This window comes from Roseburia sp. 1XD42-34, from assembly GCF_009917385.1.
In the GTDB taxonomy this organism is placed as follows: domain Bacteria; phylum Bacillota; class Bacilli; order Bacillales; family Amphibacillaceae; genus Virgibacillus.
Genome location: NZ_QWLJ01000012.1, coordinates 42,948 through 69,573 on the forward strand (window position 1 = coordinate 42,948; position 26,626 = coordinate 69,573).

26 protein-coding genes are annotated in these 26,626 nt (G+C 37.3%); all 26 read left to right on the top strand.

What is annotated here, in order from left to right; genetic code table 11:
- The first annotated feature begins 871 nt into the window (after positions 1-871).
- The 26 genes from D1839_RS08905 to D1839_RS09030 all read left to right on the top strand — a co-directional run bounded on the left by D1839_RS08905 (position 872) and on the right by D1839_RS09030 (position 26,520).
- On the top strand, positions 872-2,281 hold the full coding sequence (locus tag D1839_RS08905; RefSeq protein WP_120379554.1) for a DEAD/DEAH box helicase: 1,410 nt from the start codon (positions 872-874) through the stop codon (positions 2,279-2,281).
- A 247-nt stretch (positions 2,282-2,528) separates the two neighbouring features.
- Positions 2,529-2,960, top strand: a complete 432-nt coding sequence (locus tag D1839_RS20345; protein ID WP_199690043.1) for a ComF family protein — start codon at positions 2,529-2,531, stop codon at positions 2,958-2,960.
- A gap of 76 nt (positions 2,961-3,036) precedes the next feature.
- Positions 3,037-3,441, top strand: a complete 405-nt coding sequence (locus tag D1839_RS08915) for a TIGR03826 family flagellar region protein (RefSeq protein WP_120379556.1) — start codon at positions 3,037-3,039, stop codon at positions 3,439-3,441.
- Positions 3,442-3,823: 382 nt separating this feature from the next.
- Positions 3,824-4,087 (top strand): flagellar biosynthesis anti-sigma factor FlgM, encoded by a 264-nt coding sequence (gene flgM, locus D1839_RS08920; RefSeq protein ID WP_120379557.1) that lies wholly within the window; start codon positions 3,824-3,826, stop codon positions 4,085-4,087.
- 33 nt (positions 4,088-4,120) lie between these two features.
- A complete protein-coding gene (locus tag D1839_RS08925; protein ID WP_120379558.1) occupies positions 4,121-4,612 on the top strand; it encodes a flagellar protein FlgN in 492 nt (163 codons plus the stop codon).
- A gap of 14 nt (positions 4,613-4,626) precedes the next feature.
- Complete coding sequence (gene flgK, locus D1839_RS08930; RefSeq protein WP_120379559.1) at positions 4,627-6,153, top strand: flagellar hook-associated protein FlgK; 1,527 nt, start codon at positions 4,627-4,629, stop codon at positions 6,151-6,153.
- A gap of 8 nt (positions 6,154-6,161) precedes the next feature.
- Positions 6,162-7,043 carry a flagellar hook-associated protein FlgL gene (flgL, locus tag D1839_RS08935; protein ID WP_120379560.1) on the top strand — a complete coding sequence of 294 codons (882 nt, stop codon included), beginning with the start codon at positions 6,162-6,164 and terminating at the stop codon, positions 7,041-7,043.
- A gap of 65 nt (positions 7,044-7,108) precedes the next feature.
- Positions 7,109-7,666: a DUF6470 family protein gene (locus D1839_RS08940; RefSeq protein ID WP_120379561.1), complete on the top strand. Its 558-nt coding sequence runs from the start codon at positions 7,109-7,111 to the stop codon at positions 7,664-7,666.
- Positions 7,667-7,770: 104 nt separating this feature from the next.
- Complete coding sequence (fliW, locus tag D1839_RS08945) at positions 7,771-8,220, top strand: flagellar assembly protein FliW (RefSeq protein WP_120379562.1); 450 nt, start codon at positions 7,771-7,773, stop codon at positions 8,218-8,220.
- A 2-nt stretch (positions 8,221-8,222) separates the two neighbouring features.
- Positions 8,223-8,441: a carbon storage regulator CsrA gene (csrA, locus tag D1839_RS08950; protein WP_120379563.1), complete on the top strand. Its 219-nt coding sequence runs from the start codon at positions 8,223-8,225 to the stop codon at positions 8,439-8,441.
- A 239-nt stretch (positions 8,442-8,680) separates the two neighbouring features.
- The gene (flaG, locus tag D1839_RS08955; RefSeq protein ID WP_120379626.1) at positions 8,681-9,040 is read left to right on the top strand and encodes a flagellar protein FlaG; all 360 of its coding nucleotides are present in this window, start codon (positions 8,681-8,683) and stop codon (positions 9,038-9,040) included.
- 90 nt (positions 9,041-9,130) lie between these two features.
- Positions 9,131-10,603 (top strand): flagellar hook-associated protein 2, encoded by a 1,473-nt coding sequence (locus D1839_RS08960; protein ID WP_199690044.1) that lies wholly within the window; start codon positions 9,131-9,133, stop codon positions 10,601-10,603.
- A 20-nt stretch (positions 10,604-10,623) separates the two neighbouring features.
- Positions 10,624-11,025: a flagellar export chaperone FliS gene (gene fliS / locus D1839_RS08965; RefSeq protein ID WP_120379564.1), complete on the top strand. Its 402-nt coding sequence runs from the start codon at positions 10,624-10,626 to the stop codon at positions 11,023-11,025.
- Entirely contained in the window at positions 11,025-11,378 is a 354-nt protein-coding gene (locus D1839_RS08970; RefSeq protein WP_120379565.1) for a flagellar protein FliT, read from the top strand. The genes fliS and D1839_RS08970 overlap by 1 nt, the downstream gene beginning before the upstream one ends.
- 207 nt (positions 11,379-11,585) lie before the next feature.
- Positions 11,586-12,143 carry a ribosome hibernation-promoting factor, HPF/YfiA family gene (gene hpf / locus D1839_RS08975; protein WP_120379566.1) on the top strand — a complete coding sequence of 186 codons (558 nt, stop codon included), beginning with the start codon at positions 11,586-11,588 and terminating at the stop codon, positions 12,141-12,143.
- Between the two features lie 477 nt (positions 12,144-12,620).
- Positions 12,621-12,770, top strand: coding sequence for a hypothetical protein (locus D1839_RS08980; RefSeq protein ID WP_158589629.1), 150 nt, complete (start codon positions 12,621-12,623; stop codon positions 12,768-12,770).
- Between the two features lie 594 nt (positions 12,771-13,364).
- Entirely contained in the window at positions 13,365-15,875 is a 2,511-nt protein-coding gene (gene secA, locus D1839_RS08985) for a preprotein translocase subunit SecA (RefSeq protein WP_120379567.1), read from the top strand.
- A 74-nt stretch (positions 15,876-15,949) separates the two neighbouring features.
- A protein-coding gene (gene prfB / locus D1839_RS08990; protein ID WP_120379628.1) for a peptide chain release factor 2 occupies positions 15,950-17,051 on the top strand; the annotation gives its coding sequence in 2 pieces (ribosomal slippage) (positions 15,950-16,021 and positions 16,023-17,051; 1,101 coding nt in all).
- Between the two features lie 171 nt (positions 17,052-17,222).
- The gene (cccB, locus tag D1839_RS08995) at positions 17,223-17,582 is read left to right on the top strand and encodes a cytochrome c551 (RefSeq protein ID WP_286168705.1); all 360 of its coding nucleotides are present in this window, start codon (positions 17,223-17,225) and stop codon (positions 17,580-17,582) included.
- Between the two features lie 372 nt (positions 17,583-17,954).
- Complete coding sequence (ftsE, locus tag D1839_RS09000; protein ID WP_120379568.1) at positions 17,955-18,641, top strand: cell division ATP-binding protein FtsE; 687 nt, start codon at positions 17,955-17,957, stop codon at positions 18,639-18,641.
- Positions 18,631-19,524, top strand: a complete 894-nt coding sequence (gene ftsX, locus D1839_RS09005; RefSeq protein ID WP_120379569.1) for a permease-like cell division protein FtsX — start codon at positions 18,631-18,633, stop codon at positions 19,522-19,524. Before ftsE ends, ftsX begins: the two co-directional genes overlap by 11 nt.
- Positions 19,525-19,629: 105 nt before the next feature.
- The gene (locus tag D1839_RS09010; protein WP_120379570.1) at positions 19,630-21,072 is read left to right on the top strand and encodes a murein hydrolase activator EnvC family protein; all 1,443 of its coding nucleotides are present in this window, start codon (positions 19,630-19,632) and stop codon (positions 21,070-21,072) included.
- Between the two features lie 368 nt (positions 21,073-21,440).
- The gene (locus tag D1839_RS09015; RefSeq protein WP_120379571.1) at positions 21,441-22,892 is read left to right on the top strand and encodes a S41 family peptidase; all 1,452 of its coding nucleotides are present in this window, start codon (positions 21,441-21,443) and stop codon (positions 22,890-22,892) included.
- 241 nt (positions 22,893-23,133) lie between these two features.
- Positions 23,134-24,336, top strand: coding sequence for a PDZ domain-containing protein (locus D1839_RS09020; protein WP_120379572.1), 1,203 nt, complete (start codon positions 23,134-23,136; stop codon positions 24,334-24,336).
- Between the two features lie 475 nt (positions 24,337-24,811).
- Positions 24,812-25,360 carry a YkoP family protein gene (locus D1839_RS09025; protein WP_120379573.1) on the top strand — a complete coding sequence of 183 codons (549 nt, stop codon included), beginning with the start codon at positions 24,812-24,814 and terminating at the stop codon, positions 25,358-25,360.
- 29 nt (positions 25,361-25,389) lie between these two features.
- Positions 25,390-26,520 carry an MGDG synthase family glycosyltransferase gene (locus D1839_RS09030; RefSeq protein ID WP_158589630.1) on the top strand — a complete coding sequence of 377 codons (1,131 nt, stop codon included), beginning with the start codon at positions 25,390-25,392 and terminating at the stop codon, positions 26,518-26,520.
- Positions 26,521-26,626: the final 106 nt, after the last annotated feature.

Genomic DNA, 26,626 nt, shown 5'->3' on the forward strand with positions numbered 1-26,626 from the left:
ATATTATGTGACAAATGAAGATGAAAAGCCGGACGCAAGCTGTAGCATATGCAATAAGAAGCGGAAACATATAATTCATAAAAGAGAATCTATTCCTAGATGAAGAATAGCTGTAACAAAGAAATTTATAGTTCCATGGAAGAAAGATTATCCAACCATGGGTTGCTTATTATTTTATTTAAAACTATTGTGAAATTTTTATTTATTCTGTAGACTATCCATAGGAGACATTGTGTTTTTCATTATAAATCAACATGTACTAATACATGTGGAAAAAAGGGGGGCGTTCGAGCGAGAATGTCATAAGGAATTTGTCTTACACGGTTGGAGCTGATAGTGGTTTTATTTTTTCTTTGATATTATTACTTCATTATAAAGAGATATAAAATCCTGTAACGTATGGCTAACCTCATATCACTTTCATTTTGAGCTACCGCTAAAAAAGCTTGTGTTACGCTTAATCTTCCTAACAAGATAGATGCAATGCTCTGGCTTTATGAAGAGTACAATCAGTTTCTTCCTACCATTCCTTCTAATAGAAAACTGCTTTCCTCTCGTATTATCAATTGATAATTTACGGTTTTTGAAGCTGATATGGTATACCTTTTCTATGTCCTTTATAATGGATGAATTTTCATCTATCAGAGAATTGTCTAGTTATAGCTTTAAACTTTTCCATTGCCCCTTTTTAAATAGCTTCTCGTATATAAATGTTTCAATGTTTACTATCCCCATAAAATATGGATATATAGATCTATCTGATCTTCCCTCTTAGGATTGTATGCCTTTCTTTATCCAAGAATAATATTTTAGAAAAAAATGTTCGTTATCGAGAAAAATAAGAGAACTAAATATATAGGATGGTGGAAATATGGCAAAAAAAACGAGTCCGTTAGATCCAAAACTGGCACAACAATTGGAGGGAAAGCTTTTGCTGCGCAAAGAGATCCCTTTTGAGGACACACTATTTGATTTTTTACTTGAAAAGAACATGCTTACTCCAATCCCTTCTATCGTTAAGACTCTATTTAGAAAAATTTGTCAGCGTTGTGGAAATCGTACAAATTCTCGATTCGCAAAGATACACGACATAAATAGGAAACACGGTGCCTGGTATTGCCGAAATTGTCTTATGATGGGGCGAATAATTGAAACAGAGCCGTTATACCGCTGGAATGGACAACCTTTTTCTTGGCAAAAGCATGAAGCTGCTTGCACTTGGAAAGGTCAACTTACGAAAGCACAAGCGAAGGCTTCGGAAATGGTACGGCGATTTATTTTACAGCCAGAATCATCACTGTTAGTTTGGGCCGTTTGCGGATCTGGAAAAACAGAGATGCTATTTTCTGGAATCGAAGAAGCATTACGACAAGGGATGCGAATTTGTATAGCTACGCCAAGAATAGACGTGGTAAGGGAATTACTCCCCCGAATACAACAGGCTTTTTCAGCAGTACCCATTCAGGCGTTGTATGGGGATAGCGCGGAAAAGCAAGGTACGTCGCAAATCATCATCGCATCAACTCATCAGCTATTACGGTTTGAACATGCGTTTGATGTTATCATCATTGACGAAATAGACGCTTTCCCTTATCACAAAGATGCTTCGTTAGCATTTGCAACAGAAAGGGCGCTAAAGCCTTCTGGCACAATGATCTATTTAACCGCAACACCTAGGCAGAAGCAGCGAACGAAAATGCTGTTGAAGCAATTAAAGCATGTTTTTGTACCAACTCGTTATCATGGATATCCACTCCCTGTCCCGATAATGTGCATGTGCTTTGCTCTACAGAAAAATTTGGTCAAAGGGAATCCACCTCGTGCCTTTATCCAATGGCTCCGTTTGAGACAAAATCAGCAACGGCAGCTGCTGATTTTCCTTCCGACCATTGCTCTCACTGAAAAAATAGCTAGTAATTTAAGTGAACTGCTTATTCATGAACATGTTATCAAGGGTTCAGCAGAAATTTCTTCTGTGCATGCTTCTGATCCGGATAGAGAGCAAAAAATTTCCCTATTTCGTGAGAAAAATCTTTTTGTATTAGTAACGACGACGATTTTGGAAAGAGGTGTTACTTTTCCAGCTGTCGATGTGGCAATTATCCATGCGGGTCATTCCGTATTTGATGAAGCTGCGCTCGTTCAAATTGCAGGAAGGGCTGGGAGGAGCGCAGACGATCCTACTGGCGAAGTGGTTTTTTTTCATGATGGAAAAACAAATGCAATGTCTCGAGCAGTTCGTTCGATTAAAAAAATGAATCGGATAGGGAGATGGTTATAACTTGAAATGTTTATTCTGTCAAAGCAAGATTACAAGTGAAGTAACCTGGAGAACGCTTTTCTATCCAACACCTATGAGCATATGTAAATTATGCAATCATTCACTCACTGTGATAAGCGGGGCACGTTGTTCAAGATGTAGTCGAAGAAGTGATGTGCCAAAGTGTATAGACTGTTTACAGTGGGAGCAATTTCCAGCGAGGGATACTTTAAGATATAATTATTCCATTTATCAGTATAATGAATGTATGCAAGAGATCATAACAAAATGGAAATATCGAGGGGATTATGAGCTAGGATATATATTTAAAAACGCATTTCATACGCATTTCCAGAAAATGATGCTAACGGCTGCTAAAACCCATTTGGCTATTCCTATTCCTTTAAGTGTAGAAAGACAAGTTGAGCGTGGATTTAACCAAGCCGAAATGCTTGCACAATTTTTGCCTATTCCAAAAGCTCCTTACTTACAACGGGTGACCAGTGAAAAGCAAGCAACGAAAACAAGAAGTGAAAGGATGGGATCAGCGAATCCGTTTCAATTAAGAAAACCTATTAACAAACCTATTATTTTAGTCGATGATATATATACAACAGGTACGACTTTAAGACATGCTGCAAAGGTGTTGATAGAGCACGGTTGCCCTGAGGTAATCTCTTTTACGCTTATTCGAAGTTAGGTATGTAGACATGTTATACTAAAAATAATGCTTGAAGCGTTTCAGTATTTGATTTTGAAAGTGAGGGAATGGATTTATGGCAGAGTTAGCAAACTGTTCTCGTTGTGATCGTTTATTTTTGAAAGGAACACGTTCTATTTGCCAGGATTGCTATCAAGAAGAAGAAAAAGCGTTTCAAACGGTTTACCAATTTATGCGTAAGCGAAAAAATAGACAAGCGACGATGCCAGAGATTATTGAAAATACAGGAGTAGCTGAGGAGTTAATTATTAAATTTATTAAAGAGAAGCGTTTATTGCCGTCAGAATTTCCTAATATAGGCTACCCATGCAGCCATTGCGGTACTCAAATTACTGCAGGTAATTTATGTATTTCATGTCGGGAAAAATTAAAAAAAGATTTACAACAGTATGAACAAAAAGAAAGAAAGGTGGAAGAGGAAAGAGAAAAACAAAGAACGTATTACATGTTTGATGATTAAATGGGTAAAGCAGCATGCCGATATGATATGTTAAAAGATATGTGAGACTAAAAATGGGTATTTCAGAATGTTAATCTCGTATATAAGGGGGGCTGTAGGACTTTCACTTTAGGAGTTGGATAATCTGTACCGCAATAAGTCTAGACTGCAGATAACGGTACCTAGATTGAGTCATTCAATGCCTACTTCAGACACCCTTGTAGCAATGAAAAACAGTGTGGGGTAACACCTCACGGATTGAAAGCTGATTTTTAGAAAAGTTAGCACATTATTTTTATCTAAGCATTTGAACAATTGATTTAATAATTATTTATTTTACCCGATAATAAAAGTAGAGTAGCATATTGCCAACGGAAACTGTCTTTAAAGAGGTGAAGTGGAAGTGAAAATAAATGGACCTAATCAATCCGACTTTAACCCGTACCATAAACAGCAAATCCCTAAACAATTGGAAGTTAAACGAGAAATGAAAAAGGATCAATTGGAAATATCAAGTGAAGCAAAGCAATTGCATAAGGGGCATAAGGAAAACAAAGCGAGAACTGCTCATATAGAGCGGTTAAAAGCAATGATCGAATCTGGTGATTACAAGGTTTCTTATGATCAAACAGCACAGAAGATGATTGATTTCTTCTCTGGTAAGTAAATAAGTGTATAGTCGTATAAAGGAGGGATTTGCTTGAGCTTACAATCGATTTTGGACCTATTGGAACGACTGTTGCATCTGCATATGGAACTAATAGAGATCGCAAAGAAAAAAACAGAGGTTGTAAAGGCCGGTGATGTAGATACATTAACATCTATTTTAGCAACGGAGCGGAAGCAGATCCGGAAGATTGAAAAAGCCGAGAAGGAAAGGCAACACGAAATGGCAGATTGGTTTGCCGCAAATCAGTACCAAGATCAGGAACACACTGTTACGACGCTTTTGTCGCTTGTAAAATCCGGGGAAGAAAAAGAGAAGCTAGTGGAGTTAACCACTCTATTAACAAAGGCTATGACAGAATTGAAACGGCAAGAACAGTTAAATGATATGTTAATTCAACAATCTTTACAGTTTGTTCAATTTTCTCTTAATGTGTTGAATCCAACGATTCAATCCATGAATTATGGAACGAATGAAAAACAGACAAGATCTGTAAAACAGTCATTATTTGACTCGAAGGTTTAATAGGAGGTCGAGAGATGAGTAGTTTTCATGGATTAGAAATGGCAAAGCAGGCGCTATTTGCTCAACAGTCAGCGCTATATACAACTGGACATAATATTTCAAATGCTAATACAGAAGGTTATACGAGGCAGCGAGTGAATTTTGAAACACTGAGCCCTTATCCTGCAGCCTCTAGAAATCGCCCGGAAATTCCTGGTCAAATAGGAACAGGAGTTGAGGCAGGCTCTGTTCAACGTGTACGCAATAAGTTTTTAGACTATCAATTTCGTTCTGAAAACGGTAGGTTAGGGTATTGGACAACGAAATCAGAAGCGCTAAGTAAGTTGGAAACACTTTTAAATGAGCCGTCTAAAAATGGGCTAGCCAAAACGATGGATAAATTTTGGAATTCACTACAGGATTTGGCAGTAAATCCTGATAATTCAGGCGCGCGTTCAGTTGTTGCTAATCGTGGATTGGCGGTTGCAGAAACGTTTCAGTATTTATCAAAATCTTTAGCGTCGCATCGATCAGACCTTAAAAATCAAATCGATACGTCAATGGAGAATGCAAATTCTATGTTACGGCAAATTGGCAGTCTTAACGAGCAAATTAGTGAGTTAGAGCCACACGGTTATTTGCCAAATGATTTATACGACCGCCGTGACAAGCTTATTGACAAATTGTCAAATATAATAAATATAAAAGCTTCATACTCAAAGAGCAGTGAAAGCTCACCTAATATTGCCGATGGCATTGCTACTATTGAGGTTGTAGACAACGATGGCAACTCTTTTCAGCCTAACGTCATTTTAGTAAATGGAGAGCCTGGTCAAGAACAGATAAATGAATTGACAGTGGAGTATGGAGATGGTTCATATGCTCCGATTTCTAGTTTTAGTGTAAATGGTGAACAACTAAATATCCTTGAATCTAACGGTTCTCTAGGAGGGCTAGTTGCAGCTTATGGTCACGATATAGATGGAGACGGTACGATACAAGGTACGTATACAGATATGTTGACTAATTTAGATAAAATGGCAACTACGATGGTTGAAGAGTTTAATCGTGTACATAGAAATGGAAAAGCAGTGGACGGTACAGAAGGAGTGGACTTTTTCGTCTTTAAAGACGGCAAGAGCGGAGCCGCTGGAATTACGGTTAACCCGGATATAATGGAAGAACCAGATTTGATTGCAGCAAGTACGAATGAAACAAATGGAGAAGGGGCAAATGCACTAGCTCTTTCCAAAGTGTTTAATGATAAATCCCTAGTGGGGAACCCTCTGGGCGAAAACACTTCAATTAATGGTTTTTATGACTCCCTAATTGGGAAGATGGGGGTACAAGCAGAAGAAGCTAATCGGATGAAAGAAACTACTGTCCTTCTTCGAGCGCAAGTGGAGAATGAGCGGATGTCTATAAGCAGTGTATCTTTAGATGAAGAAATGTCGAATATGATTAAATTTCAGCATGCATATAATGCTGCTGCTAGAAGTATGACAACCATTGATGAAATGCTCGATCGTATCATTAATAATATGGGACTTGTTGGGAGGTAGATGATAGTATGCGAATCACCCAGAGTATGCTTTCAAATAATATGTTACGAAATTTGTCCAATAGTTATACGAAGCTAGATACGTATTTGGAGCAATTAAGTACAGGCAAAAAAATTAATCGCCCTTCAGATAATCCGGTTGTTGCAATGAAAGGGATCAATTATCGGAGACAGGAAAATGAAGCAGAACAGTATTTACGAAATACAGGTGAAGCACACAATTGGATGGATAATTCTGATGCTGCGCTTGATAAGGCGACGAAAGCGATGCAAAAGTTGCGTGAATTAGCTGTGAAAGCAAGTAATGGAACGAACGACAAAGAAGAATATGCGAGCATGAAAGAAGAGGCCAAACAATTAAAAGAACATTTAATTAGTTTGGCAGATACGCAAGTAAATGGCAAATACATCTTTAATGGAACGGACACGACCAATTCACCTTTTGATGAAAATGGTGTCTTCTCTCCGAATACCGATCCAGTGAATATCCCCATTTCCGCTGGGGCGGAGTTACAAGTTAACATGGATGGAGAAGCGGTATTTGGAAATGGGTTATTTGATAAAGTTGATTCATTTATTCAAAAGCTCGAAAATAGCGATATGGAAAATATAGAAGAGACGATTGGTGTAAGTATTTCAGAGCTCGATTCTGGTGTCAACCAAATTATTGATGCAAGAGCAGGGCTAGGAGCAAGAATGAATCGGTTGGAACTTGTGGAAAATAGGTTGGACGATCAGAAAATAATGGCGACAAAAATGATGTCAGAAAACGAAAATGTTAACTTTGCTGAAGCGATAACAAATTTAATCAAGCAGGAAAGTCTGCACCGAGCTGCATTATCAGCAGGGTCTCGAATTATCCAGCCTTCTCTTGTTGATTTCTTGAGATAACAATAAAACCCTGTCCCAGTTTGGGTCACAGGGTTTCCGTTATTGTAGAAAGGAAACAATTAGTTATGAAGATACCGAAACTGAAAATGTCATCGCAAATGGCACAAATTGAAATTCAACATACTGCAGCGAAACAAACGATCCGTCAGCCGAAAGCAGAACTGTCGATTCAACAGCCAAAGGCAGAAGTAAAGATGCGCACAACGCCTGGCAAATTGACCATTGATCAAACAAAGGCATTTGCTGATATGAATTTGATGTCCATTTTTCAACGCAATCACCAATTTGCAAGCGATGGAAAGCAGGCTGCACTAGAAGGAATAGAGAGACGTGCACGGCAAGGAACAGAGCTTATGAAGATTGAACAGAAAGGGAATCCGCTTATCTCGCAGGCAAAGGCAAATGCACAACCACCTATGAAAAGATTAGGGATCACTTTCATACCATCTGTTTTTTCCGTAAAAACAAGCTATCAACCGACCCGGCTTAAGATAGAAGTACATACTAAGCCACCGGTTATTAATATAAAACCAAACACGGCACAACATGATTATGAGCCGGGCGATGTGACCACAAAGATGAAGCAATATCAGGATTTAAAAATAGAAGTGGTAAACAATTAACGTTTTTGACTGGATGAAAACGAAGGACGACTAAAAAGACGTGGTTTCCATTTCTTTACTAAAGTATGCAACTCAACGAAACAGGTGGAAAGGGGAGACACTACATGCGTATGGACACAAAATATTTTGGGGAAGTGGACATCGTGTCTACAAGCATTATTCATTTTCCTACAGGTGTATTAGGTTTTGAACAGGAAACAGAATTTGTTTTACTAGATTTTCCTAATCTATCTATATTTCAAATATTACAATCTACGAAATCTAAAGAAACTGCTTTTATTGTGGTAAATCCGTATCATATGTATCCAGATTATACATTTAAACTGGATGAAAGCACTGTACAAGCATTACAATTGATTGATAAATCCGACATTATGGTTCTATCGATTGTAACTCTGAAGGAGCCTTTTAAGGATAGCACGATGAATTTACAAGCGCCCATTATTATTAATGCAAGCAAATTATCTGGGAAACAGTTTGTAATTAATACGAATGAATATATGACAAGAGCGCCCATTACCATTAGCGATCCTTTAATGGCGAAAGGAGAATAAGCATGCTTGTATTAACTCGTAAACGTAATGAAGCCATTCAAATTGGTGAAGCCATTGAAGTGAAACTGCTTGGAATTGAAGGAGATCAAGTGAAGATAGGAATAAGTGCTCCTTCATCTGTAGATATTTATCGGAAGGAGATTTATTTGGATATTATGCATGAAAACAATCAAGCAGTAAATATACCAAATGAATTAGTCAATCTATTAAAGAAAACATAAAACATGTTCATGTACAGGTTGGACAAACGGTAATAGATCAAGAAAAAATAAGGTGTGCATTTATCCTCTAATGTCCACCATTACGAAAGTTTCTAAGAAATTACAGACAGTTAAAAAAGGAAGCAATTAGATCAAAGTACCGTTTTATAGCAATTTTTAAGTAACTCTGTTAAATAATTGCTTTAATAAGTTCCCTGCTATTCCGATATAAAAATAAAAAGGTTGTGGAGCAGATGGATATGCGATTAGAACGCATTGGAGCCGGATCACACCCTAAGTTACAAAGTCAGAACGACCGGCCAGTAGTTATGAAAGAAGCGACGAAAACCAATGCCAAGCAGAGTGGCGATGTTCGGGACTCCTTTAGTGGTGTAACAAAAGATAAGTTAAAAACAGCTGTAGACAAATTGAACGAATTTATTGAGCCGTTACGAACGGATTTACGATTTAAGTACCATGAAAAACTGAATGAATATTATGTGGCAGTCGTGAATCCATTGACAGACGAAATTATTAAAGAAATTCCTCCTAAAAAAATGTTAGATATGTATGCCGATATGGCGGAGCTTATGGGGATCTTAATTGATGAAAAAATATAAGACATGTTAAAAATGTGTCTTTAAAAGTAACGTTTATAGCGAGTTTTTGAACAACCTAACATAATTAATGAGTAAAAGGTGGAGTGTATAATGGTTATGCGTGTTGGTGGTTTGACAAGTGGAATGGAAATCGAGAAAATCGTAGATAAGCTTATGAGTGCGGAACGAATCCCATTAAATAAATTGGAACAAGACCGTACGAAACTCGAGTGGAAAAGGGATGCATTTCGAGAAATTAATAGTAAACTAACTGAGTTAGATAATTTAATGATTGAAATGAAAAAAAGTGAAGCATATAACGCAAAGAGGGTTAGTTCCTCACTACAGGATGCCGTAATTGCAACAGCGAACGCTGATACTGCGAATGGTACATATCAAATTAAAGTCAATCAATTAGCAAGTACGGCTATTAATGTGAGTGAAAACGAATTGACTATCAAACCGACAGATAAACTAATGGCAGGGGAAAAAGTTACATTTAATACAGTGAATGAAAAGGGGGAAACACAAGAATATACATATGAAATTCAAGCAGGAGATACATTATCAGATGTGTTAAAGAAAATATCGCGTGACGATAATAATGTTCGCATGTTTTATGATGAATCTAGTAATAAAGTAATTATGGAAACAACAAAAACGGGTAATTATCGCGATGGTGCTGAAATTCAATTTGCCGAAGGTTCATTTTTAGCTGACGTTCTTCAAATGGATATGAGCAAGGAAAAAGGGGGAACGAATGCGAAATTTGAGTACAATAATAGTGGGCTAGAGATGGAGTCCAAAACGAATTCCTATAAGTTAGACGATAAAATAACGTTCGAATTTAAGCAAACGACAGATGGTAAAAATGCAAGCCTTACGGTAACAAATGATGTAGAAGCTTCTTACGAAAAGATCATGAAGTTTGTTGATAAATATAACGAAGTTGTTGAAGCGTTAAATAGTTCGCAGCTGGAGGAACGCTATCGCGATTTCCCACCATTAACTGAAGAACAAAAGAAGGATATGTCTGAAAATGAAATTGAACTGTGGGAAGAACGGGCTAAAAGTGGACTGTTACGAGGGGATAATACCATATCTGGTGGATTGTTTAACTTGCGTTCCAGTTGGTATGCTAAGGTGGAAACTGGTGGTGAGTATACTTCATTAACTCAGGTTGGGATTGAAACATCTAAAGACTACTTAGATGGTGGGAAGCTAATCGTTAATGAAGGAAAGCTAAAATCAGCACTTCGTGACAATCCTGCAGACGTTCAAAAGCTATTTACTAATAGCGATGAAGGAGAATCACGTGGACTCGTTCAACGATTAGAGGATTCCTTAGAAGTTACAAAGAAACAAATTGGTGAAAAAGCTGGCAGTGTGCTAACACCTTCATTGGAAAGCTATACGTTAGGAAAACGAATGAAGGAGATAGATGAGCGCATAGAGGCTTTTGAAGCTCGCATTTCACAAGTGGAAACCCGCTACTGGAACCAATTTACGGCGATGGAAAAAGCAATATCACGTATGAACCAACAGTCGGCACAGCTATTGTCCCAATTCGGTGGCGGCATGTAATTAAGATGGGAGTGAATAGTATGTCCTTCAATAAAAAATATCAGGCTTATCAAAATAACGCAGTTAACACAGCATCGAGTTCAGAATTAACCTTAATGTTATACAACGGTTGTATTAAGTTTATTAAACAGGCAATGAAAGATATGGAAAGCGATCAGTTTGAAGCTAAAAATACCAATATCCAAAAGGCACAAAATATTATTCGTGAGTTGATGATTACTTTAGATGTGGAAGTGGATATTTCGCACCAGTTTATGTCACTTTATGAATATATGCTCCATCGCTTAACGGAAGCGAATATGCACAATGATAAAACTGCTTTAACCGAAGTACTAGAATTCGCTATTGAGTTTCGCGACACTTGGAAGCAGGTCATCTTGCAAACAAGAAAACACCAATATACTAAAGGTGCTCAAGTGTAATGAACCGTTTAGTAACACTATACAACATAACCCAAGAATTATACGATCTCCTTCAACAAGAAACGGATTCTAAGGAACGAGAAGCCTTAATTGCGAAAGTGAATAATTTAATGGAAGAGCGAGGCAAGCAAATGGATTTACTGTTCCCTCCGTATTCGGAAGCTGAAAAAGCAACAGCGCAAGAAGTAATTCGCTTAAATCAATTGATTGAACCATGCATGCATTCATTATTTGATGCATTAAAATTAGAAATGAAACAGGTGAAAAAACAAAAACAGTCTAATCGTAAGTATGCTAATCCTTATGAAACGATACAAGCCCGTGATGGGATGTTTTTAGATCGAAAAAAATAAAACCATTACAATAAACCGCTTGTTGGATTAAACCGAATAAAGATTGATACTATCCATTTGTAAACCTAATGTAAATAGGTTAAATATGTACGTAGCATGGGTTACACGATTTAGATTAACGGTTCATTAACATTTTAATAGTTTTAACAGGAAATTTGATGGAAAACGTTGTATAATGAGAGTATCAGGAGAAGGGAGGACACTGATATGAAATTTAACATACGTGGTGAAAATCTTGAGGTAACGGGAGCTATACGTGATTATGTGGAGAAAAAAATAGGCAAACTAGAAAGATATTTTGATACTCCACCAACTTCCGAAGTACATGTAAATTTAAGTGTCTATAATGATGAGCAAAGGATTGAAGTTACGATTCCGATGACTAATCTGCTACTACGCGGCGAGGTACAGCATGTCGACCTCTACGCAGCTATTGATTTAGTTGTTGATAAACTGGAAAGACAAATAAGAAAACATAAAACTAAAGTGAATAGAAAATTTAGACAAAAAGGATCTCCAAAGCATGTTTTTGCGGAATTGGAAAAAGATGCTTTGAATGGGGAGCAGGAAGAGGAATCTTCTGAAATAGAAATTGTTAGAACCAAACGGTTTGACCTAAAACCAATGGATTCAGAAGAAGCGGTGCTACAAATGGATATGTTGGGTCATTCATTTTATGTTTTTGAAAACGCTGTGAACGGTGATACTAATGTAGTTTACCGCCGAAAAGACGGAAAATACGGATTGATTGAACCGAACGCTTAGATTGATAAATAAAAATATGTTTACAAATAAAATCCCAAAAAGAAGAAGACCAGCTGTTTTTACAGCTGGTTTTTGATATTCCAACCAATTGATTATAAATGGAATAGAAAAAGAGAGTACTTAACATGTAGCCTTATGTCTGTTATTAAAAAGTCAATCATCATGCTATATTTCTTTTAGAAAGTTGAAATAAGTGAATGCGACCGATTAGAGCCATCAATAAGATGCCATTATGATTGTATTCAATTAGAGATTACTAATCTCAGTAAAAAATGTCGAAAATTGGTGTCGAAAATACTAAATTCAAAAAACGCTTTCATAATAATGGACGAAAAAACCAAAAAAGACCTTTTATCTAGGTATTTTAACCTGTGTATTGAAGAATAATGTCGACTTTATGCCTAAAATTAAAAATTGCCGATTAGCTTAATCCAGTTCGTATGTGATATAAATTATACAAGAGCAGGAGGTGGTTAATTGGACCGTGATAAAACTATTCATTTACAGCAAATTTGCCAAAAGGTGGAGCAGCATGAGAGAACCATCAGTCAACTTGTGGAGATTGTAGCTGTGTTACATCGACAAATAGCAGTGCTAAAGGAGGGAACGATGAAACTAGAGCGATAAAAATCTCGTTATCACATCTCCCCGCATGAATGCAAGAACCTCCATATATCCTCTATTATCCTCTCTAAAAAGAGTGGTTCATCCCCGAACCACTCTTTGGTATTTGTATAGGAAAGTCTAAAATTAGATGCTTGTGGATAACGAAATAACTAACTAGTCACGTCCGAATCCATCGTTCAGCAACGATGCGACTTTAGAAATCTGCCCTACGATAAGTCCTCATCGGTTTGTCGCTAAGAGGAAGGGCGGCTAAAGACGGGCTTGCCGCCCAGGCATCGGCATACTCCTGTTTTGGTGGCATGATTCCTTTATCCCGTAAAAAGGCGTTGTAGACTCCCTCGGTCTAAGAATAGAAGATGCAAGCGGCATAAAAGTAAGAATAGCTCAGTAAATACACGACAGACTTGTTTTTATGTTCCAAGTTGTCATCTATCTTTAGAAAGTGTTATGATAAATGTTGGATGAGAATATTTAAACTAGCAATTAACCATAGATGCCCTATCCATTTGCTTTTAAATAAAAAAGGTATAGGCAATATGGTATCTAAATGAATTGAAATTCGTTATTTTTGATAAATATTGAGGTGCTGCATAAATGGCTGGAATATTACAGAAAATTTTTGGAGATGGAACGCAACGTCAATTAAAACGACTACAGAAAATCGTCGACCAAATTGAGGCGTTAGAACCGGAGATGGTGAAGCTCTCTGATCACCAATTACAACAGAAAACAGAAGAATTTAAAACAAGATATCAAAATGGGGAATCCCTCGACGATATGCTTGTAGAAGCATATGCTGTTGTTCGAGAGGGTGCCAAACGTGCATTAAGTATGCGCCCATTTCAAACACAATTAATGGGAGCTATCGCTTTACATGAAGGCAACATTGCTGAAATGAAAACAGGGGAAGGAAAGACATTAGCTTCAACGATGCCTGCTTATTTAAATGCAATAGCTGGTAAAGGCGTGCATATTATTACAGTAAATGATTATTTAGCAAGTCGTGATGCGAAGGAAATGGGTGTACTTTACGAATTCCTGGGATTGACAGTTGGATTAAATGGTAATGGTCTTACGAAAGAACAAAAACGGGAAGCTTATCATCAGGATATTACTTATGGAACGAACAATGAATTTGGATTTGACTATTTACGTGATAATATGGTCTTGTACAAAGAACAGATGGTACAACGCCCATTGAATTATGCGATTATTGACGAGGTAGACTCTATTTTAATTGATGAAGCGAGAACACCATTAATTATTTCAGGATCTGCGAAAAAATCGGCAAGCTTGTATCAACAAGCAAATGCTTTTGTGAACACATTGACGAAAGATGACTATTCTTACGATGAGAAAACAAAAGGTGTTCAGCTTACTGAAGAAGGAATTAATAAAGCAGAACGCTATTTTTCTATCGAGAATTTGTTCGACTTAAATCACGTTTCTTTAACGCACCACATTAATCAAGCTTTGAAAGCACATGTTTCCATGCATCGCGATGATGATTATGTGGTTGAGGAAGGCGAAGTGGTTATCGTCGACCAATTTACTGGGCGCCTCATGAAAGGACGTCGCTATAGTGATGGACTACATCAGGCGATTGAAGCAAAAGAAGGTCTGCAAATCCAAAATGAAAGCATGACGTTAGCTTCCATCACGTTTCAAAACTTTTTCCGCATGTACAATAAACTTGCTGGTATGACGGGTACTGCAAAGACGGAAGAAGAAGAATTTAGGAATATTTATAATATGGATGTTATCGCCATCCCTACAAATAAACCAATTATCCGTGACGATAAACCAGATTTAATTTACAAGACGATGGAAGGGAAGTTTCGTGCAGTAATTGAAGATATCAAAGAACGCCATAAAAAAGGTCAGCCTATCCTTGTAGGTACCGTTGCTGTTGAAACCTCCGAGCTTATCTCAAAAATGCTGAAAAAGGCTGGCATTAAACATGAAGTATTAAATGCCAAGAATCATTTTCGTGAAGCTGAAATCATTGAAAACGCGGGTCAGCGCGGGTCAGTTACAATTGCTACTAATATGGCCGGGCGTGGGACAGATATTAAATTAGGTGAAGGCGTGGTTGAACTCGGTGGGCTTGCTGTTATCGGAACGGAACGTCACGAATCAAGGCGGATTGATAACCAGCTACGCGGACGTTCTGGTCGGCAAGGAGACCCTGGTGTTTCTCAGTTCTATTTGTCTATGGAAGATGAACTTATGCGCCGTTTTGGCTCCGATAACTTACGTTCGATGATGGATCGATTAGGAATGGAAGACTCCCAGCCAATTGAAAGTAAAATGGTTTCCCGTGCCGTGGAGTCAGCGCAAAAACGAGTGGAAGGAAATAACTTCGACGCTCGTAAAACGGTCTTATCTTATGACGATGTATTGCGAGAGCAACGCGAGATAATTTATAAGCAACGCTTTGAAGTTATCGATGCTGAAGGTAATCTTCGCGAGATTATTGAAAATATGATCGCATCCGCATTAGAGCGTGTTGTTGCAACACATACGCAAGATGATGATGAAGATAATTGGGATTATAAAGCGATTGTGGATTATGTTACAGGAAACCTGCTTGATCCTGAGCAAATAACAGAAGATGATCTCAAAGGGAAAGACCAAGAAGAAATAACGGAATGGATTATGGAAAAAGTAAAAGCACGCTACGATGAAAAAGAACAAGAGTTGACTGAGGAGCAAATGCGTGAGTTTGAAAAAGTAATCCTGCTCCGTACAGTTGACACGAAATGGATGGATCATATTGATCAAATGGATCAGCTTCGCCAAGGTATACATTTGCGTGCATATGGACAAAATGATCCGCTAAGGGAGTACCAACTAGAAGGATTTGCTATGTTCGAGTCCATGATTGAAAGTATGGAAGAAGAAGTTGCTAAATATATAATGAAAGCAGAAATTCGTGATAACCTTCAGCGTCAGGAAGTAGTAAAAAATACACAAGCTGTTTCAGGAGGGCAAGAAGAGAAGAAAAAAACACGCAAACCATTTGTGAAGCAGCAGAATGTAGGAAGAAACGATCCTTGCCCTTGTGGTAGTGGCAAAAAATATAAAAACTGTCACGGAAAATAAGTATGTCAAAGCACTCCAAATACGGAGTGCTTTCCTACCGCTTAGACAATAATCAAATGATAGAGGTGATTGCATTGGAACTTGTAGATATTAGAAATGAATTGGATAAAATGAGTAACCGAATCAATGACTTTAGGGGGTCTCTTTGACTTAGAAGCAAAAACAGAACGTATTCAGACCTTAGAATTACAGATGACTGCGCCTGGATTTTGGGATGAACAAGATAAAGCGCAACATGTAATAAGTGAAATGAACCATCTAAAAACGTATGTTAATAATTTTTCTAACCTTGAACAGCAACATGATAACTTAGAGGTTTCTTATGAACTTGTTAAGGAAGAGAATGATCAAGAATTACTAGAGGAATTGATCGAAGAACTCCAATCTTTACGCAACCAGCTAAATGACTTTGAATTACAAATTTTATTAAGTGAACCTTATGACGCAAATAATGCCATTTTAGAATTACATCCTGGAGCAGGTGGTACGGAATCACAAGACTGGGGGAGCATGTTGTTGAGGATGTATCAACGCTGGGCTGAAAAAAAGAATTTTCAAGTGGAGATACTAAATTACTTAGCAGGTGATGAGGCCGGAATTAAAAGTGTAACATTGCTTATTAAAGGACATAATGCTTATGGATATTTAAAAGCAGAGAAAGGCGTCCATCGCTTAGTACGAATTTCGCCATTTGACTCGTCAGGGCGCAGACATACTTCGTTTGTTTCTTGTGAAGTAACTCCTGAAATGACAGATGATGTTGATATTGAAGTCAAATCTGAAGATCTAAAAATTGATACGTACCGTGCTAGTGGAGCAGGCGGGCAGCACGTCAATACGACAGATTCTGCTGTCCGTATCACACACGTACCGACGAATACGATTGTTACTTGCCAAAATGAGCGTTCACAAATAAAAAATCGTGAAGCGGCCATGAAAATGCTCAAATCAAAATTATATCAGCTTGAGATTGAAAAACAACAACAAGAGTTAGCAGAAATCCGTGGAGAGCAGATGGAGATTGGCTGGGGGAGTCAAATTCGTTCCTATGTTTTTCATCCATATTCTATGGTAAAAGACCATCGCACTAACGTGGAAATTGGTAATACACAAGCTGTAATGGATGGGGACATTGATCCGTTTATCGATGCATATCTTCGGCAACAAGTAAATTAAAGTCCAAATTATTTTTCATAAATTAGTCATAAATGGCTTTACGTGTTGCTATAGCAGCTTTTAACATTTGCAGGTAGCAATATTTGGCATTGGGAAGTGTTTTAAAACAGCAAAAATTGGTTATAATAGAGGTAATGAATCATTCATCAATATTTTGTTAGGGGGATTTGCATGATGAAAAAGTGGTTGTTAGCAATGCTGTTTGGCACAGTGTTGGTATTAGGTGCATGTGGGGGCGGCGATGATGATAATGCATCTGAAGAGTCAGCAGATAAGGGAGAAACGCAAACAGAAGAAGGTGGTTCCGTTGATACCGCAAGCGCTGAAAAAATATATGAAAGCAATTGCGCAAGCTGTCACGGTGCTGATCTAAGTGGTGGTAACGGACCTGACTTAACGAAAGTGGGATCCGATTACTCTGCTGAAGAAATTGCCGACATTATTAACAACGGTAAAGGAAGCATGCCAGCAGGGATGGCAACTGGAGATGACGTTCAAGTGCTTGCTGATTGGTTGGCCGAAAAGAAATAGTAGATATAAGAAACAAAGCTTACTTGCTTTATGTCAAGTAAGCTTTTTTAATCTGGAAATGTAACGATATAGCGGTTTCCCCTATCTTTTTCCGTAATCCATGTTTCTCCTCTGATAAACGAAGCACTTATTAATAATAGGGAAATATATCCTTTATCAAGAATAGTGCTAAATACCCTTGATTTTCTATAAAATGACAAGATGTTTCATAAACTCCTACCTTTGAAATACAAATGTAATAATTTTATGTCTAAAAATCGTGCGGAAAGATGTTATAATGATATGGGATCACTCCTCACTTCTTTCTTCAAGGAGTGATTATTTGATGAATACACTTAGCAAGTTACAATAAAAAATAAAGGTGATTTTTTAATGATAAAAATGAAAGATGTATCTAAAACATATGATAATGGCGTTTCAGCTTTGAGTGAAATAAATATAGAAATTGATCGTGGAGAATTTGTCTACATAGTTGGACCAAGTGGAGCAGGAAAGTCTACTCTTATTCGACTTATAGTACGTGAAGTAAAACCAACCAAAGGAACGATTTATATCAATGATGTGAATCTAAATGAACTAAAAGAAAAGAAAGTGCCCTTAATTCGAAGAGATATTGGCGTGGTTTATCAGGATTTCAAGTTGCTTTCCAAGTTAACAGTCTATGAAAACGTTGCGTTTGCAATGGAAGTGATCGAAGCACCTCCAGCACTTATTCGAACAAGGGTAATGGAAGTACTTGATTTAGTGGGCTTAAAGCACAAAGTCAGGTCACTGCCACAAGAGTTATCTGGCGGTGAACAGCAACGTGTTTCCATTGCCCGCGCTATTGTTAACAACCCTAAAATTGTCATAGCTGATGAACCCACAGGTAACTTAGACCCTGATACATCATGGGGAATTATGAAAGTATTACAGGAAATCAATGATAGAGGAACAACGGTTATTATGGCAACCCATAGTAAGGAAATTGTCAATACCTTTAAAAATCGTGTTATTGCGATTGAAAATGGAGTTATTGTAAGAGACGAGCATCGAGGTGAATACGGCTATGAAATTTAGAACATTTTTGCGACATATACGAGAAGGATTTAAAAATATTAGTCGTAACGGCTGGATGACAATGGCTTCAATTGGAGCAGTGACAACAACATTAATTTTAGTTGCGGCCTTTTTGGCATTAATGCTTAATTTAAATCAAATCGCAGATAACATTGAAAATGATGTACAAATTGATGCGATGATTACCCAAACTGCAAATCAGGAAGATATTCAAGCTCTAGGAGAATCCATCAAAAAACTGGACGGTGTGGAGTCGGCAGTCTTCTCTTCCAAAGATGATGAACTGAATAAATTGGTTGAGAGCATGGGTGAAGAGGGAAAAGCATGGGAAATGTTTGAGCAGGACAACCCATTAAATCATGTCTATATCGTAAAAACCAAAGACCCTAAAGATACAGCATCAATAGCTAAAAAAATTGAACAGATGGACGCTGTACAGGAAGTGGTGTACGGAAAAGACGTTGTTAAAAGATTATTTGAATTTAATAAGTATGCAAGAACTATCGGGTTAGTCTTGATTATCGGCTTGGTATTTACAGCGATTTTCTTAATCTCAAATACTATTAAAATTACAATTATGGCTAGAAGTAAGGAAATCGGGATTATGAAACTCGTAGGGGCAACGAATGGATTTATTAGATGGCCATTTTTCGTGGAAGGATTATTACTCGGTGTATTAGGATCTATCCTTCCAATTGTGATTGTGCTAACTGGATACTATTACTTACAAGACATTGTTAGCCAACAAACCACTTATAAATTTATTGAGATTTTACCATACTCTCCATTCGCTTTTCAGCTTTCAGGAATTGTATTAACCATTGGAGCCGTCATAGGTGTATGGGGAAGTGTGATGAGTGTAAGGAAGTTCCTAAAAGTATAAGTTAATTAAGATCAATCAGCATAGAGAACACATTGGTTAGAGGTGTCTCTGACATCTCTATCGTGTGTAACATACAAAAACTACGGAGGGAAAGGTGAACAAACAATGAGAAAGTTTCCAGTCCTATTGTCAACCATTGTTGCAGCTTCAACTATCACATTATCAACAACTTCAATTTCCGCACAATCGACAGGTGATTTAAATAAAAAAATTGACGAGTTACAACAGCAACAAAAAGAACTTGAACAAAAACGAAATAACTTACAAAGTGATTCTCAAAAAACAGATAAAAAGATTAATAAAAACCTAGATAAACAGGGTGCCGTAGAAAAAGAAATCAATTCTATTGACACTGACTTACAGGCAACTTTAAAACAAATCAGTACAAAGGAATCGGAGATAACCAAGACCAACCAACAAGTAGAAGAGTTGACAACGCAAATTGAACAATTGAAGAAGGAAATTGTTCTATTAAAAGAACGTATTAAAAAGCGTGAAGCGTTATTAAAGGATCGCCTTCGTAATATCCAGCAAAACGGTGGAGGAATGAAATACATAGAAGTCATTTTAGGATCCAAAAGCTTCGGTGACTTTATTAGTCGCTCTTCTGCTGTAAATACGATTATGGATCAAGATAAGTCGATTATGGAAGAGCACCAAGCTGATAAAATAGCAGTGGAAAAAAACAAAGTTGATGTAGAAAATAAAAAGACTGAAGTGGTGCAGAAGAAGCAGTCTTTACAAAATCAAAAACAAGATTTAGTTGCATTAAAAGGGCAGTTGGATAATCAACTATCGAAAAAAGAAACATTAATGGCTAGTTTAAAAGATGAACATAAAGAATTGGAAGCATATAAAGTAAGCGTGGAAGAAGAGCAGGAAATATTAGCTAGACAAGCGGAAGCAGCTGAAAAAGCAAAACAGCTTGCTCAGTCAGAGAAAAGTGAACTAGAACAGTTAGCTAGAGAGAGAGAAAAGCAACAAGCAGAACAACAAAAAGCTTCTTCATCTGGTTCAAGTAATTCATCTACTGCTAACAGTGGGTCTAGCTCGAATTCAAGTTCCAATTCTAACTTCAGCCCAAGTCCTAGTACAGGTGGAGGATCAGGTACTGGTTCTACTCCGCCATCACAAAATGGCGGAGGCATGTTGAATTATCCTATTTCAGCTCCGATTACTTCCCATTATGGACCCCGAGGTGCATTTCACCACGGAACGGATTTTGGAGCTCCAATAGGTACACCAGTTCGCTCTGCAGCATCTGGGGTAGTTATTATGACAAATACGGAAGCACAAGCAGGTATGTCAGGGTATGGAAATGTTATCTTAGTATCGCACAATATTAACGGACAATCGTATACGACTCTATATGCTCATTTGAATAGTATTGGAGTAAGCCAAGGACAAACGGTAAGTGCTGGTCAAGTGATCGGTGCTAGTGGCAACACAGGACAATCTACTGGTCCACATTTACATTTTGAAGTGCATCGTGGCGGCTGGAATGGCAACAAAAGCAATTCCATTGACCCAATGAGTGTATTAAATTAACTGTGAAGAATATGGAAAAGACATCAATCATTATGCCATTCGATTGATGTCTTTTTTAATGATAACATGTATAATAACATCATAAACATGGGTAGAAATGAAAAGTATCTTATCTGTTTCTATTGTTAAATAACCTACTAAGCGTTGTATCAAAGGATAAGCAGTTAGATTGGAAATGCATCTTTTTACAATGAATGCGAACAGCAAATAATGTACTATTTTGTTTGAATACGTTATATTAATTATTTTTTTACAACATATGTTAAGCTTGTGAGGGGTAACTTTAGAAGTATGCCTATGTATCTTGACTAAAATTTATGGGTGCTGCAGTAAGAAGTTTCAAATGTTAAATGAGTTGAGGTGGAAGAATGAAATTAAGAAAGTTACATATTGTACTGCTTTTTATAGTAACGCTGGCTATTGGTCTAGTTGGTGGTTATGTAGGTGTGAAACTAGCCCAGAAGACAGTACCGGCTGTTGAGCAGGCCGTTGATTTAAGCGGTGATTCAGAATCGAATGCATCTGTACCTGAAAATATAGAAAAAATAGATCAAGCCTTTCAATTAATCAAAGAAAACTATTTGGAAGATGTTGATGACAAGCAGTTGACAGAAGGTGCCATTCAAGGAATGCTTTCCACGTTGGAGGACCCATACAGTTCTTATCTGGATGCGGAAACAATGAAGAAATTCAATGAACAGATTGAGTCTTCCTTTGAAGGAATTGGAGCAGAAGTAAATAAGGTTGGAGATGTATTAACTATTGTAGCGCCTGTGAAGGATTCTCCGGCGGAAAAGGCGGGCTTAAGACCAAATGATCAAGTGCTTAAAGTAGATGGAGAAAGCCTCAAAGGGCTTAGTCAAAACGAATCGGTTGCGAAAATACGGGGAGAAAAAGGAACCGAGGTGGAGTTAACCATTCGCAGGTCAGGAGTTTCTGACCCATTTAAAGTAATGATAGTCAGAGATACCATTCCACAAGAAACGGTATACAGTAAGATAACAAAAGTAGACGGCAAAAAAACAGGCATTTTGGAAGTAACCAACTTTTCCGAGCGAACAGCTCAAGAGTTTAATGAACAATTGAAGAAAATGGAAGAGGATGGTATTGAAGGTTTAGTTATTGATGTTCGAGGGAATCCTGGTGGGTTGTTAAATGTCGTTGAGGATATGTTAAAACAATTTGTCCCAGAAGATATACCTTATTTACAAGTAGAGGATCAAAATGGGAAAAAGACACCATATTACTCTGATTTAAAACAAAAGAAAGAATATCCAATTAGTGTGCTTATTGATGAAGGAAGTGCTTCTGCTTCGGAAATATTAGCTGTGGCGATGAAAGAAATGGGCTATGATATAGTGGGCCAGCCAAGCTTCGGTAAAGGAACCATTCAACAAGCGGTTCCGTTAGGAGATGAAAGTACGATTAAACTCACCCTCTCCAAATGGTTGTCACCGAAAGGCAATTGGATTCATGAAAAAGGTGTTGAGCCAACTGTAAAACAAAAACAACCTGAATATTATTATACAAGTCCTGTAGAAATTAAGGATCCATTGACGCAAGACCAAACTGGGGATAAAATTAAAAATATACAAGTGATGCTGAAAGGGTTAGGTTATGACCCGGGACGTACAGATGGTTATTTTAGTGCAAAAACAGCAAAAGCAGTAGAAGCTTTTCAGCAAGATAATGATTTACCCTCATCTGGTAATATAGACGAACAAACGGCTAAAATGATTGAAACGAAAGTGATTCATAACATCCGTAAAGGAAAAGATGATCAACAGCTGGAAACAGCATTGAAAGAAGTGTATCAGTAATTGATGAGTAATAATCAATCCGCGAGTCTCCCTCGCGGATTTTTCCCAGATAGATTTATACGTGTTACGCGAGCAATTAATGGTGAGGTCAGCAAAAGATTTGCCTTGAAGATACCCTTTATTAACGTAAATAAGATGGTAGCAAAGCAGACAGATAAAGTAAGATTAAAAAAACGACGCCAAAGTTAGGCTTGGCTTGTGAATTTATTGCAATGCAAATTTGGCACTGAGGTGATAAAACTTGTTGGAATCATGGCTATTGGAAAGTGCAAAAGGGATAGGAAGATTATTTTTAAATCCTTTATTTTATTGGGCATTCATATTAATTATTTTTACAGGAGTAAAGCGGATTAAACGAGAAAGAGAAGATTTCGGCATTAAAGTCCATGATTTGTTCTCCGAATGGAAATATACTTGGGGAGCCTCAATTATCATTGGCTTGTTCATTTCTGCCTATACGATAGGCGTAGGTGTAGTGCTTACACATCCTGTTATATTGCTTATCGGTGCAGTCTCTATCCTGCTTAGTCTAACTGGTAGGCTTACTCTACTGTCGGCAGGTTATATTATTGGGATAGCCTATTTGATCTTATTGTTTGTACCCAAATGGGTCGATTTACAATCCATACTACCTTCTTCAATAAGTGCGAATATTCATTTCTCAGGATTAACCAGTTTATTAGCCATATTACTGCTTGCAGAAAGTATAATGTTATTTCGTGCAAGAAAGAGTTTGACCTATCCAGAGTTGACACTCAGTAAGCGAGGGGGCTGGGTTGGACAACACCACCTAAAGAAAATGGCTGTCATTCCTTTTTTTACACTTATCCCAACAGGTTCACTAACTCCTTTTGCAGACTACTGGCCTTATTTTACTTTGAATGATGAAACGTATAGTCTCATTCTTATCCCGTTTCTTCTCGGCTTTGATCATATTGTACGTGCTCATGAACCTTCAATAGCAGCTAAAGAGCTTGCTCGGTCTACATTGTTATTAAGTTTATTAGTAGGTATATTTGCTTTTAGCAGCATTTATTATTCTGTTTTTTCACTTATAGCAGTTTTGTGTGCTATTTTGGGAAGAGAGCTGATAAATTATCGTTATCGTATAAAAGAACAAAATAAAACAGGCTATTTTCAATCAACAGATCAAGCATTGAAGGTTCTCGCTGTGCTTCCAGATTCGCCAGCTGATCGCTTAGGGATAAAAGCTGGAACATTTATTACTAAAGTGAATGGCACAAAAATTAATCAACTCGAAGCATTCTATCATGCTTTGCAAACGAGTGGAGCATTTTTTAAGCTAGAAATCATCAATAAAGAAGGAGAAGTGGAATTGCTACAAGGGGCATGGTACCAAGGTGATCACCACGGATTAGGTTTATTTTTCACCTCTCCTCCACACAACAAACAAATTCACCAGGCAACAGAGGCTGAAGGATAACCCTGATAGTTATTTTGCATAGGAGTAATCCCATACACAAGTATTGTCTGCAAAGAGAGTGCTTCCATCTTTTAACTATTAGAACCTAACTTATTTCTGATACAAATACAGAAATAAGTTAGGTTTTTTTAAAAGATAAAAAAGTATAAAAATTGTTGCTTTGGGATAACGATATAACGGAATAGACACGTCCGGCTTAAGCGCCCAGTAACTAGGCGACTTCACGAATCGCCTTCCGCCTTTGTTCAGCTCGTATTTTAAAAGATAGTGAAACCGGAGATGTATGGCTAAGAATACCTTGTTCATTGATATGGAGAAGGTTTTTAACTCCATTATGATACATTTTTCTGTAAGGGGGAACTCATTTTGTTCATGTCTTGCTATGTGCTTTTATTTTTCTTATTTAATGCAGTAATAATATTGAAAAACTGATACAAGCTAGTAAAGAAAAAGAATTGTTGGAGTTGAGTACCTCATGTTCATTAGGAATTTCTTATTATATTTCTGGGGGAGTATTGATCCTGTTTATTTTGCTTGTTCGAGATTAACGTATATTGTTGGAGCTAATCAAAAAAGAACGTTACTGCGAGCTCGATTAACTAAATATAAAGGGGCAACAGTGATCCTTTCTGATGGAACAGTAGTAGAAAAAAACGATGTGTTAGTTAAAATCCATTTACACAATGTTAAATTGCTTAAAGAATTGTACAATCAGTCCAATGATATAAAACGAGCTGTTACTATTTATCACAGTATAAAACAAGCACTGCCAAGCTTGGCTGCGTATATAGAGACACATCCTGAACATGTAAGAGTAAAGGGAATTATCGGTATTACAAACTTGTCTAAAGGAGCAGAGAAGCTTGGATTTGAAAAACAGCCTCTACAAAATGTATTTTATCGTACATTTAAAAAGGCAACTTTATTTCCTATCAATATCCTAACGGGTAAAAAAACAATGAAGCCTGTTTATTTATTTATGTCAAAAGGAAATTTATTAATGAAATACGGAAATCAAAAATAAACGAATTTACAGACGATGGGATGAAACCAATGAAGCAACTACAACCATTAGACGCATTATTTCTTCCTTTTTTACAAATTCCAAGCGGACACCATCATGTAGCAGATGCTTTAATAGCCGAATATAAAAGCATACATCCAAGCCACCATTACCAAAAAGTGGACATATTTGGACATGGATTTAAAAATATGGAAAAACTAGTGTCTTCGACGTATTTGACATGGATTAAGTACTTTCCTAAAGGGTATGATCGCTTATATTCGTACTTGGTGTATAAACAGGCAGCGGAAAAAAGATCAAGACAGTGGCATTATGAGTCTCTATTTCGTCCAGTACTGCAAAAAGTCTTGAAACAAACCGAACCGAAAATACTGTTTTTTACCCATGCTTTGCCTTCCAATATGGCGAGTATTTTAAAACAAAAAGGAAAGTTACACGCCATTACGGTGAATGTGTATACGGATTTTTTTGTAAATTCTTTGTGGGGGATAGCAGGGATTGACTACCATTTGGTCCCTACATCCTCTATGAAGCAATTTTTATTGCAATCAGGAGTACAGGAGAATAAGATTTTTGTTACAGGTATTCCTATACATCCTGACTTTTATCGTACATATAGACAACAGAGTAAACTGGCTAGCCGCCAATTACTAGTATCAGGCGGGAGCTTAGGGACAGGAGGTATGGAGTGTTTGTTGGCAGATGTTCATTTGACCCCAGATACACATGTATATGTATTATGTGGTCACAACGAGCAATTATATCAAAAGCTTGTTTCCGAAAATAATCGTCATATAACTCCATTACGATATTTAACTTCGAAAGAGAGAATAAATCAATTATATGAACAGGTGGACGCTGTTATTACTAAACCAGGTGGGGTGACCGTAAGTGAGTGCCTCATAAAACGGAAACCGTTATTTATTTATGGCGCTTTACCAGGGCAGGAGAGGATTAATTTACATGAACTAACACGTTTAGGTTTAGTACAGCAAATAGATAAAAACAAAGCCATTGGAAAGCAAATAGTTGATTATTTTTCTAATTATCATAAGCAACAGCAATTTTATAACCAATTAAATCGCTATTTTCAAAATATAGAGACGGATTCTGTTGCAACCATCATTGAACGGATAACAGCGGATGAGAACAGGGTCTAAAAGGGTATTTTTATGAGATGAAAAAAGTATAAAATGAGGTGCTTGGAAATAACGAAATAACCGAAAAGTCGCGTCCGGCTCCATCGCCCAGCAACGATGCGACTTC

Excerpts from the sequence above, each read along its gene's own strand:
- D1839_RS08905 (WP_120379554.1), top strand. The coding sequence starts at position 872 with ATGGCAAAAAAAACGAGTCCGTTAGATCCAAAACTGGCACAACAATTG.
- D1839_RS20345 (WP_199690043.1), top strand. The coding sequence starts at position 2,529 with ATGCAAGAGATCATAACAAAATGGAAATATCGAGGGGATTATGAGCTA.
- D1839_RS08915 (WP_120379556.1), top strand. The coding sequence starts at position 3,037 with ATGGCAGAGTTAGCAAACTGTTCTCGTTGTGATCGTTTATTTTTGAAA.
- flgK (WP_120379559.1), top strand. The coding sequence starts at position 4,627 with ATGAGTAGTTTTCATGGATTAGAAATGGCAAAGCAGGCGCTATTTGCT.
- flgL (WP_120379560.1), top strand. The coding sequence starts at position 6,162 with ATGCGAATCACCCAGAGTATGCTTTCAAATAATATGTTACGAAATTTG.
- D1839_RS08940 (WP_120379561.1), top strand. The coding sequence starts at position 7,109 with ATGAAGATACCGAAACTGAAAATGTCATCGCAAATGGCACAAATTGAA.
- fliW (WP_120379562.1), top strand. The coding sequence starts at position 7,771 with ATGCGTATGGACACAAAATATTTTGGGGAAGTGGACATCGTGTCTACA.
- csrA (WP_120379563.1), top strand. The coding sequence starts at position 8,223 with ATGCTTGTATTAACTCGTAAACGTAATGAAGCCATTCAAATTGGTGAA.
- flaG (WP_120379626.1), top strand. The coding sequence starts at position 8,681 with ATGCGATTAGAACGCATTGGAGCCGGATCACACCCTAAGTTACAAAGT.
- D1839_RS08960 (WP_199690044.1), top strand. The coding sequence starts at position 9,131 with ATGGTTATGCGTGTTGGTGGTTTGACAAGTGGAATGGAAATCGAGAAA.
- fliS (WP_120379564.1), top strand. The coding sequence starts at position 10,624 with ATGTCCTTCAATAAAAAATATCAGGCTTATCAAAATAACGCAGTTAAC.
- D1839_RS08970 (WP_120379565.1), top strand. The coding sequence starts at position 11,025 with ATGAACCGTTTAGTAACACTATACAACATAACCCAAGAATTATACGAT.
- hpf (WP_120379566.1), top strand. The coding sequence starts at position 11,586 with ATGAAATTTAACATACGTGGTGAAAATCTTGAGGTAACGGGAGCTATA.
- secA (WP_120379567.1), top strand. The coding sequence starts at position 13,365 with ATGGCTGGAATATTACAGAAAATTTTTGGAGATGGAACGCAACGTCAA.
- cccB (WP_286168705.1), top strand. The coding sequence starts at position 17,223 with ATGATGAAAAAGTGGTTGTTAGCAATGCTGTTTGGCACAGTGTTGGTA.
- ftsE (WP_120379568.1), top strand. The coding sequence starts at position 17,955 with ATGATAAAAATGAAAGATGTATCTAAAACATATGATAATGGCGTTTCA.
- ftsX (WP_120379569.1), top strand. The coding sequence starts at position 18,631 with ATGAAATTTAGAACATTTTTGCGACATATACGAGAAGGATTTAAAAAT.
- D1839_RS09010 (WP_120379570.1), top strand. The coding sequence starts at position 19,630 with ATGAGAAAGTTTCCAGTCCTATTGTCAACCATTGTTGCAGCTTCAACT.
- D1839_RS09015 (WP_120379571.1), top strand. The coding sequence starts at position 21,441 with ATGAAATTAAGAAAGTTACATATTGTACTGCTTTTTATAGTAACGCTG.
- D1839_RS09025 (WP_120379573.1), top strand. The coding sequence starts at position 24,812 with ATGTTCATTAGGAATTTCTTATTATATTTCTGGGGGAGTATTGATCCT.
- D1839_RS09030 (WP_158589630.1), top strand. The coding sequence starts at position 25,390 with ATGAAGCAACTACAACCATTAGACGCATTATTTCTTCCTTTTTTACAA.